The following is a 15260-nucleotide window of genomic DNA, read 5'->3' as shown; positions in this document are numbered from 1 at the left end:
TTAAATCGTATGAAAAATTACACCTGCATCCTCGAACAGAAGTTGGATGTTGGTTTTCTCTTTATCATTTTTTTGAAAGATTGTATCCAGACAGATTAATGCGCTCGGATTGCTATTTATGATTTCTTTTGCTGAATCACGGGTAATTGACTGAATGCCTATGAGTAATTTTCGTTCAGGAAAATAATGGAATTTGTCATTACCAAATTCTAGAACTGAATGCATTGAAGAAAGCTTTACTCCATTTTTGATTGCAATTTCCCAGGCCATTTCCTCTTCGGTAGAGTTTTCTTTTTGAACATTATTAAAGATTTGCAATTGTTTAATAATGTCTTCTTCATTTTGTAAGTAGTCACTTCTCCATATTTTGAAATTAGAATTGGAAATCTTAAAAAACCTGAATCCAATTGGACTTCTGTTGTTGAAATTCAAACCGCTTTTAAGTTCATCATTTTTTTTAGCTGCGATTTTTTTCAATCTTGCTCTTGTTACTTCTGAAATAGTTCTATATCCGAGTTTATATGCTTCATCAGATTCATTGATTTTTTCAGGAAGCTGAATTACGATAAACTGCCTATTGGTTCCTTCCTCTTCATTTAACTCATATACAGCATGAGCCGTCGATCCAGAACCGCCAAAAAAATCTAAGACTATATCGTCTTTTGAAGTAGAAATTTTTAATAGGGCTTTGATCAGTTTTGTCGGCTTGGGATTGTCGAAAACATTTTTACCATTGAATATCTCAGCTAATTCTGCACTTCCTTCTTGGTTACTGCCAAATTCTGAGTGGTTCCAAAAATTATGAGCACATTGTCCTTCCTCCATTCTTTCGCTCAAATAGAATTTTTTACGAGGCCAGCCATCCCCTCCATTTGGAAAGTAAATCTTACCTTCAGACAACAACTGTTTGTATGTTGACTCAGCGCCCATCCACTCTTCATCTAAGATTTTACCAGTGGGTGTATTTATTTTGTACTTAGATCCAGTTTGACCAGAACCTGCTTTCCATGGTTTGGAATCCCACGGCCCAAGTGGATCGTTATCGGAGTTAGTGTAGCTACCTTGTCTTGTTTCGGATAGAGGAATACCATAAAAGGTATTTTTCTCTTTTAGTTTTTCTGAATTTTTTGCATAGACAAGAATGTATTCTGCTACCTTGGAAATCATTTTCGATTTATCGTTTGGCTGATTATGCCTTCTTCTCCAGGTAACAATTGCTTCCTTATTCTCTTCTCCGAAAATTTCATCCATCAGAATTTTGAGATTTGCAAGTTCATTATCATCAATATTGACGAAAATTACACCATCATCACTCAATAGATTTTTTGCGAGAAACAGGCGGGGAAGCATCATTGAAAGCCAATTTGAATGAAATTGGCCATTTTCCTTTTTATTTGGTCGGAAGAAACCTTCTTTCATCATGAAACCATCTTCATCCTTTTCACCAATTTTTTTGTAATATTCTTCTTTGGTTTCTGAGTATTTGTCCGGGTAAATAAAACTATCCGACCCCGTGTTATATGGTGGATCTATACAAATCGCTTTGACTTTTCCGTAATATGATTTTTGAAGTGCCTTTAACGCTTCTAAGTTTTCCCCCTCTATAAAGATATTAGTAGTTGTATCCCAATTAATAGATTCAGTTTTCACTGGATTTAATGTTGCCGTTGTTGGAAGCTGAAGGACTTTGTAGGCCTCCGTTTTTCCAGCCCAGTTCAATTGATACCTTTCCGAATCTATATTTATGTTTTCGCCTAATATTTGTTTGAGTTGCTCAATATTGATTTTATCCTCAGTAAACGCCCCCGGAATAATTTCCTTCAACTTGGATATAAGATCTTCTGTAACATTCAAAGATTTGCCGTCCATACTCATTTATTTCTTAGTGTTTTTCATCCAGTCAATTACCATGTTAAGGGAATCGGAGGCAAACCTCTCATCCTTCACAAAGTCAAAAATTTGGTTTGCAAGCCAAAGCGAAAGAAGCTGCGTTTCATCCGTGTGGAGTAGTTTCGCCAACTGCTCTACTTGTTCACGCTTCGCCTTTCGCTCTCCACGCTCTATCTTGCTAAACATTGGAGTGTCAATCTCAAGATCGGCTGCCAGTTGTCGCTGCAAAAGCCCCTGGCTTTCTCTCAGCTTTCTTATCCGTTCACCAAAGTTCATGACCTGTTAATATATGACTTGTCAAATTTAAGACAATATAGAAAAGGAAGGCTTAGTAAAAGAAAGAAGATTCCTTTTTCAATTGCTTCTAAAGTACAATCTAGCTTTCACAGTATTATTTGTCCAATGGAGATTGACGTTGCTCTGCTAGGGAGAGGTGGTGATAATGCAGAGGAAGGGTATATAAATAATTATTTTGAAATAGTAGCATATAATGTTTCTCCGACTTCCTTTTTGTTAGCCCAATCCATTATCTTTATTACGCTATGACAACTTTATATAACCAACAAGGAAGAGCAATTGCATATATCAGTGACGATAATGGTTCAATTTACCTTTATAACGGAACGCCCGTAGCTTGGTTAAGCGACGATAATGTGTATGCTTACAACGGTAGATATTTGGGGTGGATTTATAACAATTGGTTTTATGATCGGAATGGAAAGCCCAAGTTCTTTACTGAAAATTCTACAGGTGGCCCGGCGCGCCCTGCAAGGGCAGCAAGACCAGCAAGGAGTGCAAGGGCTGCCAGACCTGCACGATCAGCAAGGGAGGCGCGTCCAGCAAAACCTGCAAGATCATTAAGTTGGTCAAACTTATCAGATGAAGAATATTTTTCGCAATAATTAGGGTAAGATATTCTCGTTATCTCCATCAGGAAATAATGAAGAGAAATATTCGAGATTTAAACAATTATTGAAAAATTCTTGAGCATAGCAATTCTGAACAATTATATTTTTCGGATCTATTTTTAGCAATGCACTTATTTTTTTTACATAAAGACCCTGATCAAAATTGTCGCCTTCGTAAACATTCACTAAAATCCTCTTGGCTGGATCAAGCTCGATTGCACTTGATAAATTATCATTGATATGCTGATCATAGAAACCATAGCCACTTACAACAATAAGCTCAGACCTTATACAGGCCTCACGAAACGCATAAAAATAGAATAAATACGGGTCATATGATTGGAGCTTGTTTTGCACGCCAAATATAATTTCCATATTTAAAGGATTTATTGATGAAATCGAGTCTGAATAAGTCAATCTATTTTGGGTATTTCTTTTCCAATCCAAAGAGCCATGTAGTTTATAAAGAAAATAGCTTATTTCCTGTTCCTGAGACGGCTCATATCTTCGATAATCCCAAATTTTATCCTCTCCAAAACCACGTTCAATATTTTCCATTCCAAGATTTTCCTCAACGCACATATCATAATTTAATGAGAAGATACGCAATGGCATAGTATATCCTGTTTCTTTTAGCTTCTTATAATAGGCACTTTTTCTCTTAAAGTCATCAGGACTAAGCCAATTGTTTTTAAGCTTGCTTAAAATTTCTTCTTTAAATTTTACTGCTAATTCAAGTTTTTGACCCGCCACAACGAGTAATTCTTTTTCCCAACTGCCAATAAAAGGATAAACATCAACTTTTTTTTCAGATATATTGATGATCACATTCAGCAATCCTACTAAATTCTCTATATTGAACATTATGGCTTTTGAATCGACACCTTTGATTCTTTCCAGATGATAGTGAGAACTTTGTATGTAGTTGTACAAATCCTTAAAACTTGCCCATTCTCCCTTTAACAGGAATTCAATATCAGTTATCATTTGCGTAGAATTACGCATTCCTGCGTCACAACTTGCCCCGGCACCTAAAAGGATTATAATTTTGTCCTCTCCAAATTGTTTATTCATATTACAAAAACCAAGGTTTTAAATTGTTTATATCGATGTGGCTTAATTCATACTGTCGGAACTTGCCGATAAATTCAGAAATCCGTTGACAATAAAAGACAGATACTGGCAACTGCTTTGCCTTAAAACCACGCCAATTGGCACCGGATAAATTGATACAGTCTTGAAGTAAGGACTCTTTATAGTCAATGTCCTGAAAAAATTGAGGATTATTTGTGTACCAAAATTTTATTGAAAGAGGGTTGCCAAATCTCTTCGTGATTTTCGGATTGGATGGCTGAATACCCTCAAACCAAACGAGGTATTCATGTCCCGACAGCTTAAGAAAAGTACTCTCAAAGGGCACTAGTCCATTGTTTAATGCATCAAATCCAAAAAAATCTGTTTTATCGTTAATCACCAAAACTGACAATTCTATATTGGGATCAATCAGTTTAACAACTTTATCTAAAACCTTTTCTTTACTTAACCTGAAAGGCGTATGAACTGCTATTTTCTTATATTTCCCATTATTTATAATACCTGCAATATTATTTACAAGTTGAGTGTAATAGGAATCATCCGTAGATATACCTTCACTTAAAACCTGTAAATCCTTAAATATTCCACTAGAATCCGTTAGCACAGAATATGTAATATTTTTCTCAATCTTATTACCAGCATCTGTCGTCTCAATATTGTAAGATTGACCAATTCCAATTATAAGATATTCCGTGGTAGCAGGTTTCATTTTCCATGGAATGCCCCCAGCTTTAGCAAACATTTGTAATGCTATGTTTCCCAATGAAAACTTTAGTGCATTATCATTAATAATTAAATCTTTTGTTACGACCTGACATGGTATTCCTTCGTTTGTGAAACGGTGTTTAATGGAAAAATATAATTTGTCATCACTTTTTTCCTTTTTCGAGTTTGTTATAATTACAGGTAAGACATTGTTTACTTCACCCTTAATTTCCTCGACTATCTTGGAAATATTAGGCTCGCTATAATCATCTAACGCAAATCCTTTTATATGATCGTTGGTAAAAGGTATTTTGAAGAACTTTTCGATTCCGCTAAAAGTATTTGGATGTGATTCACCTCTAAGGCCCTTTAGTAAATTTACTGCTATACCACGATCTGCCTTTCTGTAGATAAAATAAAATGTGGTTTCTTTTGAAACGGTTTGCAAAGGCGCATATTTAGACAACCCAAAATATGAACTGCTATCAACTTTATCCTCTTTAAACACATACTGTTTGGCATCTAACAGGTATGATTCAATTGGGAACAGAGAACTGTTGATAGCGTTATTTAATTTGGAATTTATACCTGGTAAGATGTTTTTTATGAACGTTATTACATGGTTATATTTAAAAAGATAAAAATCAAGATTACTTAACCCCCGAGCATTTAAGGAACCACTTGCAATCTGAATGTCTCTATCAAGTTTATATCCGTCGCTTAATACACTTTCGCTTACGATGAACTGAAAACCAATTAATATACCCCAAACTTTTTTACTCTTTAAAAAATATGGTTCTATCCAAACGCACTTTCTACCTTTTTGATGTGATTCAATTACAAAATGGATGCGGCGATTATATTCTTTTTCTGGATGTAATATAAATCTACCGTTAACCTGATTTGATGCATCTATTATTTTTTCGTAGATTTTTTTAGAAACCAATCCAATGTTAAGATACGCTGGAAGTGTAAAAGAAGTATAACCTTCCAATATTGTATCAGAAATTTCATATTTAACATTTCTTCCATCAACCTCAAAATCATAATAACTAAATCCGTCCTTAAAAACTCCAGCTTCTGCCACTTTTCTAAACACAGTGGTGCCGAAATCTTGATTTTCAAACTTTAAAAAATTAAGTAGAATATTCCTCATCAAATTATAGTTAGCTTAAGAGATCATTCATTAAGGCCTAATATAACCTTATTTATCGAAAAGTTTTTTATGGGAATCCGGATGATAACTAGGAGGTACTTTAGTTTCGGCGTGAAGGGCTCAAGGCAAAATAGTTTACGCAATAAAGGGTAACTAATACGTAACCTATCAAAATTTTGAGGTTTTAAAATACTTGTAGACCGCTTCTGTAAGTCAGCAAAGCACATTTTACCTCACAAACGGCGGTTAGGCTAGAACATTCCAAACATCTTCCATAAAATTCATTTAATGGACTATGCGCCGAATTGACAAAGTTAATTTTTTCCGTAGGTGACTATTATGATCTACTTAATTCAAACATGTACTAAAAAGGCTATGCATTAGCAAAGCCTTAATTAATGGTATCTAAACTATAAAATATTCACATCTGATTTTGTAATAATTTGTTTTGAAGCATTTTCATATCTTCTTTCAGCTTCCTTTCAACCACCTTAGCGTAAATCTGGGTAGTTGTGATTTTTGTATGCCCCAAAATTTTACTTACCGTTTCAATAGGAACACCATTAGATAAAGTTACCGTTGTAGCGAAGGTATGTCGAGCAATATGAAAGGTAACGTTTTTAATGATATCACAGCGATCAGCAATTTCCTTCAGGTAGCTATTTACTTTTTGGTTAGATATCTTCGGAAACACACGGCCATCATATAAAGCGCGCTCATTGTCTTTATACTTATCAAGAATGGCTAATGCTTTAGGCAGTAACGGCACTATCACAGGTATAAGCGTCTTTTCTCTGCATGTCCTAATCCAACGGTCGCCATCCGCACCAGTCACAATATGTTCTGGTTCCAGGTTGCTAACGTCAACGTATGATAGGCCGGTATAGCAGCAAAAGACGAACATGTCTCTCACCATTTCTAATCGCTCAATACCAAATTTTTTCTCTTCAATAGCTTTCAATTCGACTTCTGATAGCTGCTCCCGATTGACCTTTTGAATTTTAAGTTTATAAGTCGCAAAAGGATCCGCATCTATCCAATGTAGATTTAAGGCAAGGTTGGTCATCTTCTTTAACCGAATAATGTGTTTCATCACGCCGTTGTTGTTAAGCGGCTTTTGATGATCTTTCGGTTTGTGGTTACGCAAGAAGACTTCAAAGTCTTTCACGAACTTATAATTCAGTTCACGCAGGTATATATCAGTAGCATTACAGTGTTGTTCCAAAAACTTCTTTAAGTAGCGCTGGGTAACATAATAATGCTTAAGGGTACTCCACTTTAAATCCGTGGTAGCCGTTTCATTATGGTAGCTCATTAGGCTGCTCAACGTAAATGCTTCTTCTTTCTCACCAAGGAAAAGACTTTTAATCGATCCCGTATTGATCAGCTTTCCTTTTAATTGTAACTCCTTATAGCAGTTACCTAATTTAAGCCTAACCTCTTCGAGATAGGCGTTCAGTGCTTTAATTTCATTCTTAGTGCCTTTGGCGGCTCCCTTTCCAAAATCCCAAATACTGATGTCAACCATTTTTTGCTTTAAGGCAATAAAGCATTTTTCCTTGTTGATAGTAACCACTACATATAGTGGTGCTTTGCCATCCTTCTCCTTATCACTCTTGATCGTAAAGTAAATGCGGAATGACTGCGATGTTTTCATACAATAACATTTTTAATGATTAATGAATTAGTTACATCCTGTTTCAGCTTCGCTTTCAGGTGTTCAAAAGGCGTCCACGGCTTTTTCGATTTTGTAGCTTTTAATCCATTTAATGAACTACTTATCAGCGTATTACGTCACTTTTGAACACCTAAGGTAAAAACTAATCTCAGGTAGTCAGTTAGGTGTTCAGAAGTTTGGCTTTCTTTGGGGTTAGGAAGGGGATAATTAATGAAAAAACCCCCTAAATAAGCTATTTAGAGGGTTTTCGATGTTCCCGATTGCTGGGGAAGTGCGCCCACCTGGGCTCGAACCAGGGACCAAAAGATTATGAGTCTTCTACTCTAACCGACTGAGCTATAGGCGCGGATTAAATATTGATATTTTTTCCGGCTGCAAATATCTAAAATTATAGCAAATTATACAACGTTCATTTAACTTTTTAAACAGTGCTTTTATAAATACCTGTAAAACATAGGTTTTAATTTTATTTGCCGCTCAAGAATACTGCTAAAAGCTACTTTTAACAGTATGCCTGTATCATCATAATTTTTTTTGTTCTCTTCATCTCTTAAAAAGATTTAGCTCGTCGTTAGTTAAACTACTCCTGTCAAGAAATACCACAAAACCATTTGACTGATTCAGCACTAAAATTACAGTAGCGTTAGTAAATGTTATTTGAGCTATCCACTCCACTCTTTGGTCTCTAAGTAATCAAATTAATTGTTATTATAATCATTGCTACAATTATGGAAATGATACAAACGGCCATGACCACGGTATATCGTAGATCCGTTTATTGGATTGATTATACCTGCCTTGTTGTAGAATGTTTATGGTTGTGTAGACGCGCAAGTATTTGTTATTTCAAAAATACTTTGTAATTATGCCTCACCAATTACAGCAACCATTTACCGCTCATTTATGCTTCCGGAACAGGAATACCAAATGTGGCCAGATGCAACACTCTTAAATGCATTAAGGCAGGACGACCGTAAGGCGTTTGAAATGCTGTACAACAGGTATTCGGGCAAGGCATACCATGTTGCCTATAATCTGTTCAGAGATAAGGTGGTGTGCGAAGACCTGGTACAAGAACTGTTTATAGATCTTTGGACAAAGCGAAACTCCCTCAATATCTCGTCTTTAGAATGGTATATTAAAGTTGCTGTTAAAAATAAGGTGTTGATGTATATCCGCACACAAAAGGCAACGCTGGATCTTTCTGCTATTGCGATGCTTACAGAAAAGTATACCACAGACAGCAAGCTGCATCAAAGCGAGATTAAATCAATTTTGGAACATAATGTTGAGCGTCTTCCGGAAAGATGCCGTGAAATTTTCACCCTCAGCCGTAAAGAATATCTGTCTAACAAAGAAATAGCTACCCGACTGAACATTTCTATAAAAACGGTAGAGAACCAAATGACCATTGCATTGCGTTACCTTCGCACCGGCCTTTCCGACTATCTCCCAATAGTTGTTGCTGCCATTATAATAGCCGCAGAAAATTAACCCAAGCGCCGCTCACTTTCATTTTGCTTCCGCTTAAATATTTTAAACCTCCTTAGGGGGTAGGCTCTGCTATTGCATCTTACATATATAAACCATGAGAAAGTTTACTCTTCTGAGAAAAAAGGTCCAGGCAAAAGATCGCGCTTTGCAGGAAAAACTTGTGAATAGATATTTTGACAATATGCAACTCAACAATGAGCCCGCAGCCGACAAAGAAGCAGGTTTTGATGCTAGCGCGGTATATAGCCGTGTCTTAAACGGCATCGACGCGATTCCGGCTAAGCGCAACATCACTCAGGGTAAGTGGATAGCTGCAGCATCTATTGTAGCTGTGATAGCGTTCTCGGTTTTCTACGTTAAGCACCGCCTCCAAATATTGGATGTAGTGTCACCAATACCTCAAAAGCAACTTGTAACAGTAAACGGCCAGGTAGCCAATTTCACACTTGCCGATGGTACCAAAGTTTGGCTTAACGGTGGTAGTAAGCTCAGCTATCCGGAAACATTTCGTGGCGACAAGAGGGAAATTACCTTATCCGGCGAAGCTTTTCTTGAAGTAGCACATGATGCCAAAAAACCTTTCATTGTACATACAGGCAATATTAAAACTCAGGTGCTCGGTACAAGCTTTAATGTAAAAGCTTATCCGGAGAATAATTTTGTGAAAGTGGACGTGGCAACAGGCAAAGTAGGCGTGGTAGCACCCAACATAAAAACCGTCTTATTAACTCCTGCAGAGGAAGTATTAATAAACAAAAAAGACAATAGCGCTGTAACCTCGCGGCGGATAGATGTAGTTGCGCTAAGCGGCTGGAAAGATGGAGAGTTTATGGTTAAAAACATGCCTCTTACTGAAGTTCTGAATGCTATTTACCACCGGTATAACGTAAAGATAACAGCTGATGATAACCTTACGAAGTGTTCTATATCGGCGGATTTTACAAATGTTTCCTTACAAAATATATTAAAGATAATCTCCAAGTTGGTTAAAGGGAAAGCCATAGCGCACGGAGAAACTTACAGGCTAAAAGGTAAGGGTTGTTGAGAATAGAAATAAACCAATTGTAATTAACAAGATAAAACCAATTATCAGTTCACCTAAATTAAAACGAATGATGACATAAATACATAAAAAAACCCTGTTCAACGAGATTGAATCAGGGTAATTAAAATGCCGGGTTATTATTAAGTGTACGTATCAGAGGTCCAATTCAGAACGCTGCACTTGAATTTCAAACACTTTAATCTATTCAAATCTATGAATATATCTCTATTTCCAAATGGAGTGCTTCGTTATGTATTAATATTAATGAAATTTACCTCGCTCGCCTGCTTTGTTGTTTGCCTTACTTGCTTTACCGCCGTTGCAAACAATTCGTATGGCCAGAAATTTCTGGAGCAACAAGTTACGCTTAAGTTTAAAAACTTAAAGCTTACCGAAGCTTTGGATAAGATGGCTGCCGATAAACATGTAAAATTTGCTTACACAGATAACATATTAAAGCCGTCGTTCAAGGTTAATTTAAATGTAACCGACAAAACCGTTAAAGAGGTACTGGACGAGGTACTAACTCCTTTTGATTTGGGTTACAAAATCATTGATGACGTAATAGTCATCACAGACAGGGCAGAGGCGGCCACCTTTGCTGCTACAACACGCAATGCAAGCGCCGTGAAAGTGCAGGGTAAGGTAGTTGATGATGCAAATGCACCGCTGCCGGGTGTGAGCGTAAAGCTCAAAGGAACTGGCATTGGTACCGTGACAGATGTTAATGGTAACTTTGTGTTAGACCTTCCAAATGCAGACGGAACATTGGTTTTTAGCTTCATTGGCTTTACTTCTAAAGAACTGCCAGTAAACGGGCAAACTGCACTTGGTAATGTTCAACTTGTACCGTCACAGAGCTCGTTAAATGAAGTTGTGGTTGTAGGTTACGGAACACAAAAGCGTGTAAACGTAATTGGCGCGGTAGACCAGGTAACCTCTGCTGCTATAGAAGGTAAACCTGCCGTTAACCTTACACAGGCTTTACAGGGCACGTCGCCTAACCTTATCATACAGCAAACCAGCAACGAGCCGGGAGCTTACCAGTCCATTAACATACGCGGTGTAAGTACCTTTGGCAATAACAGTCCTCTACTGGTTATCGATGGTATTACCGCCAGCGATCCGGGCGCCCTCAACCTGCTCAATCCTAACGACATCGAAAGCATGTCGGTGCTGAAAGATGCAGGTAGCGCTGCCATATACGGCTCGCGTGCTGCCAACGGTGTAATACTCATCACCACCAAAAAAGGCAAAAAGAATGCAGGGGCTGTACTTACTTACAATGGCCAGGCTGGAGTACAGGTGCCGCATGTAGGCTATAAGCCAGTACACGCTTACGAAAACGCAATTTTACGTAACGAGGCTGTAGTAAATGCAGGTTTAACACCTATCTACAGCCCGGCACAAATTCGCCAGTTTCAGCAGCAGGGAGATAAAGAATGGTTTTTAGATGCTATACTAAAGAATGCCGTTCAGCAGAATCATAACTTAAGCTTATCTGGCGGCAGCGATAAATCAACTTACCTGGTATCTGCAGGTGTGCTCGATCAGCGTAATAACTTAGTTGGCCCGGATTACGGTTTAAGGAGATATAACTACCGCATGAACCTGAGCAGTGACTTTGGACGATTAAAAGTCACCAGCATACTGGCTTATACACGTACCGAGATCAAAGAGCACTCGTTTGGAACCGGTACCTTGATTGTAGATGCAGGCAGAACGCCAACTTACTACGATATACAGGATGCACAAGGCAATTATCTCACAAATGATGTACTGGCAGAATTTAACCCACTAGGCATTCTTGAAAAAGGTGGTTACCGCAAACGCGACAACGACAATATTTTTGGAAACCTTACTGCGGAATTAGGCATTACCAAAGACCTTAAAGTAAAAGGTGTATTTGGTGGAAGCTTACTATCTAATCACCTTTTTGGTCGTGTTATACAGGTTAACTTTTTACCAAAAGGCACTTACGGATCTGACAGGAACACGAATGACGAAAATGATAAAAACCTTTTCATCAACTCGCAATTTTTAGCGCAATACACTAAAACGTTCAATAAGGACCACAATGTGGACATACTAATTGGTGTTGCAAATGAGTCTACCAATTCGCAGAGCAACTACCTGCGCTTGAAGTTTACCGATCCTGAATTAGGTACACCTATTACGGGTACGGTTATCGAAACATCATCTACCGGTACAAACAGCCACACGCAGGAAAGCAGTTTAAATTCCTTGTTTGGACGCGCGTCATATTCTTACAAAAACAAATACTATGGTGAGGCCGATTTCAGGTTAGATGCATCATCTAAATTTGCACCGGAAAACCGCGATGCGTTCTTCCCGTCATTAACCTTAGGCTACCGCCTGACCGAAGAAAGCTTTATGCAAAACTACCGTGATAAGGTGGGCGATGTAAAACTGCGTGCATCGTACGGTATATTAGGTAACCAGAACGTTGGGAACTATCAGTTCTTAAACAATTACAGGGTTTCTCAAAACGATTACTATAGCTTTAACAATGGGCAGGTAAGCGTTATCGATATCCAGTTTGCAAACCCGAATATCCGCTGGGAACGTGCATCGACATTCAACGTCGGGGCCGATCTGACATTCTTCAGAAATGCCCTCACTGTAAGTGTAGATTACTTTAATAAGATCACCCGCGATATCTTGTTACCTCCGGTTGTACCGGGTGTGTACGGCGCCAATGCATCTGATTACAACGCAGGCGAAGTGCAAAATCGTGGTTGGGAGCTTAACGTTAACTACCGTGTAAAAACGGGTGCGTTTAACCATAGCTTCGCGTTCAACGTTGGCGACACCAAGAACAAGGTGTTAAAACTTGAAGGCGGCGATCAAATACGCACCAGCGACGAAATGCAGCTGATTAACAAAGTTGGCTTGCCGATAGGTTCATACGTTGGTCTTGTACGCGACGGTTACTTCCAAAACCTTGATGATATTACTAATGGCCCAAAGCCAGCCGGTCTTAACGTGCAGCCGGGAGACAATCGCTATGTCGACGTTAATAAAGACGGTATCATAGACGAAAACGACAAGTTTGTCCTAGGCAACGGTTTCCCTCGGTTAACCTTTGGTTTTACCTACAACCTGGCGGTAAAAGGATTTGATTTGAACTTGTTTTTACAAGGTGTGGGTAAACGCAGTATGTTCGTGAGAGGTGAGCAGGTAGAGCCGTTCCACGTGAACTACTCACAGGTTATTTACCAGCACCAGCTTGATTACTGGACACCGCAGAACCCCAATGCACGTTACCCTCGCCTTACCGCAAGTGGTAGCCAGTCTAACGAGAATAACTTCCGCCGTGGTTCAGACATGTACCTGTTTGATGGCTCTTACCTCAGGGTAAAAAACATCCAGATAGGTTATACCATCCCGTCATCTATTACTAAAAAGATAGGCATGAGAAAGGTTAGAACTTACCTTACAGGCCAAAACGTACTTACGTTTTCGGGTATGAAGTTTATCGACCCGGAATCTTCTGAATTGAATGGCAATGCTGCCCTGCCTCAAAATGGTGGTGCCAACAGCGCGCGGTCTTACCCGCTGCCAATTTATTATGGGTTTGGTATTGATATCACTTTATAACACGCTACAAACATGAAAAAATTTAATATCAATAAAATATGCGTTGCCTTGCTGCTGCTCTCGGCAACAGCCTGCAAAAAGCTCGATTTGGCGCCGACCGACGCCTTCACAGACGGCAACTACTGGACAACTACCGAGAAAGCCAATACTGTGCTGAACCGCGCTTATCAGCAAATATCAAACAGTGGCTATTTCTTTTCACAAGAGGCAATGTCTGACAATGCTTACAATGGCCGCGGCGACAACAATGGTGTTGCATCTTTAGCAGCCGGTACATATGATGCTTCTCTGGGCCGTTTTAAACAGGAGTGGAGAGATCATTATTCCGGTATAAAAACATGCAACATCTTTTTAGAAAATGTTGACAAGGTGACATCTATGGATGCCGGTTTAAAGGCACGAATGAAGGCCGAAGCCCGTTTTGTACGCGCATGGCATTACTTTATTTTAGAGACCTTCTGGGGCGATGTTCCATTAGTTGAAAAAGATCTTTCTATAGAAGATGCCAAGGTTATATCACGTGCCCCCAAAGCGGATGTTGTGGCTTTTATACTGAAAGAGCTTGACGAGGCTGCAGCAGCGCTGCCGGTAAATACAGCATTGGCTGAAGGTGATCGTGGTCGTGCCACTAAAGGTGCAGCTATCGCTTTAAAAGCTAGAGTGTTGTTGAATGATAATCGCTGGAGCGATGTAGTTACCGAGTGCGAAAAGCTTATTGGTAACAATACTAATGGCACTTACGCTTTATTCAACTCTTACGAAGGATTGTTCTTACCGCAGAACGAGTACAACAGCGAGGTGATGTTTGATCTTCAATACATTCCGCCATCGGCAGGTAACAGGTCGTACTCGGACTTTAGGGACATGGCACCAATTTCGGTAGGGGGCAGACTAAACGCCATAGCGCCAACGCAAGAATTGGTAGACAGCTACCTGATGCTTAACGGTAAAAAGCCAGGCGAGTCTGGTTCTGGTTACGACGAGAACAACCCTTATGTAAACCGCGACCCGCGCTTGACCAATACAGTTGTTTATCATCTTTATAAATGGAAAAATCGCGACAATAGCCTAAAGACCATCTATACGAAGCCAAATACTGATCCGGATCCATCTCATTTTGATGAATACTCACCGGGCGGTACATCGTCACCAACTGGTTATTACACCCGCAAGTACTTTGATCCTACATCTAACGTGGCAGATTTTGGCTCGGGCTTAAACCTAATTTTGATCCGCTATGCGGACGTGTTACTGATGTACGCTGAAGCTAAGAACGAGCTTAACCAAATGGATGCCGGGGTATGGGATAGAACAATGAAAGCCATTCGAACCCGTGCCGGCTTTACTGATGCCGCTGCAGTTAATTTTCCTGCAGCAAACCAGGCAGAGCTACGCAGTACAATACGCAATGAGCGCCGTGTTGAGTTTGCAATGGAGGGCCTGCGCATATTTGATATTCGCCGCTGGAAAATTGCAGAAAATGTACTTAATGGCTGGGCTCATGGTGCCAAATTTGGCCCTGCTGGGATTGATAATGGTTACATACGCGCCAACCTGCGCACGTTTGATGCAGGCAAAAACTACCTGTGGCCTGTACCTCGGGACGAAAGAGCCATTAACCCTAATCTTTCACAAAATCCGGGTTGGTAATTAGATAATAGTTGTAGA

10 protein-coding genes and 1 tRNA gene are annotated in these 15260 nt (G+C 39.2%); 5 read left to right on the top strand and 6 right to left on the bottom strand.

The features are described 5' to 3' along the window. Together DYU05_RS05635 and DYU05_RS05630 are read right to left on the bottom strand one after the other, a co-directional pair. On the bottom strand, window positions 1-1869 hold the full coding sequence (locus tag DYU05_RS05635) for a site-specific DNA-methyltransferase (RefSeq protein WP_165851999.1): 1869 nt from the start codon (window positions 1867-1869) through the stop codon (window positions 1-3). A gap of 6 nt (window positions 1870-1875) precedes the next feature. After that, window positions 1876-2166 carry a helix-turn-helix domain-containing protein gene (locus tag DYU05_RS05630; protein WP_117381983.1) on the bottom strand — a complete coding sequence of 97 codons (291 nt, stop codon included), beginning with the start codon at window positions 2164-2166 and terminating at the stop codon, window positions 1876-1878. Between the two features lie 266 nt (window positions 2167-2432). On the opposite strand from DYU05_RS05630, the gene DYU05_RS20865 reads away from it, so the two are divergent. Beyond that, window positions 2433-2792, top strand: a complete 360-nt coding sequence (locus tag DYU05_RS20865; protein WP_133300167.1) for a 4-fold beta flower protein — start codon at window positions 2433-2435, stop codon at window positions 2790-2792. Here DYU05_RS20865 and DYU05_RS05620 read toward each other — a convergent pair whose 3' ends face one another. From DYU05_RS05620 to DYU05_RS05605, 4 genes are all read right to left on the bottom strand, one after another. Then, on the bottom strand, window positions 2793-3872 hold the full coding sequence (locus DYU05_RS05620) for an SIR2 family protein (RefSeq protein WP_117381981.1): 1080 nt from the start codon (window positions 3870-3872) through the stop codon (window positions 2793-2795). A gap of 1 nt (window position 3873) precedes the next feature. After that, complete coding sequence (locus DYU05_RS05615) at window positions 3874-5754, bottom strand: Piwi domain-containing protein (RefSeq protein ID WP_117381980.1); 1881 nt, start codon at window positions 5752-5754, stop codon at window positions 3874-3876. A gap of 421 nt (window positions 5755-6175) precedes the next feature. Next, window positions 6176-7411: a site-specific integrase gene (locus DYU05_RS05610; RefSeq protein ID WP_117381979.1), complete on the bottom strand. Its 1236-nt coding sequence runs from the start codon at window positions 7409-7411 to the stop codon at window positions 6176-6178. Between the two features lie 293 nt (window positions 7412-7704). Then, window positions 7705-7778 (bottom strand) — tRNA-Ile (locus DYU05_RS05605). A 557-nt stretch (window positions 7779-8335) separates the two neighbouring features. Here DYU05_RS05605 and DYU05_RS05600 point away from each other — a divergent pair. The 4 genes from DYU05_RS05600 (at window position 8336) to DYU05_RS05585 (ending at window position 15242) form a co-directional block, all read left to right on the top strand. Then, window positions 8336-8926 carry an RNA polymerase sigma-70 factor gene (locus DYU05_RS05600; protein ID WP_117381978.1) on the top strand — a complete coding sequence of 197 codons (591 nt, stop codon included), beginning with the start codon at window positions 8336-8338 and terminating at the stop codon, window positions 8924-8926. A gap of 94 nt (window positions 8927-9020) precedes the next feature. Then, entirely contained in the window at window positions 9021-9971 is a 951-nt protein-coding gene (locus DYU05_RS05595) for a FecR family protein (protein ID WP_117381977.1), read from the top strand. A 213-nt stretch (window positions 9972-10184) separates the two neighbouring features. After that, entirely contained in the window at window positions 10185-13592 is a 3408-nt protein-coding gene (locus tag DYU05_RS05590) for a TonB-dependent receptor (protein WP_117381976.1), read from the top strand. Window positions 13593-13604: 12 nt separating this feature from the next. Beyond that, the gene (locus DYU05_RS05585) at window positions 13605-15242 is read left to right on the top strand and encodes a RagB/SusD family nutrient uptake outer membrane protein (protein WP_117381975.1); all 1638 of its coding nucleotides are present in this window, start codon (window positions 13605-13607) and stop codon (window positions 15240-15242) included. The last annotated feature ends 18 nt before the right edge of the window (window positions 15243-15260 follow it).

It is taken from the genome of Mucilaginibacter terrenus (assembly GCF_003432065.1).
GTDB lineage: Bacteria > Bacteroidota > Bacteroidia > Sphingobacteriales > Sphingobacteriaceae > Mucilaginibacter > Mucilaginibacter terrenus.
Note: the sequence above shows the minus strand (reverse complement) of the source record. Positions and strands in the feature narration are given on the sequence as shown.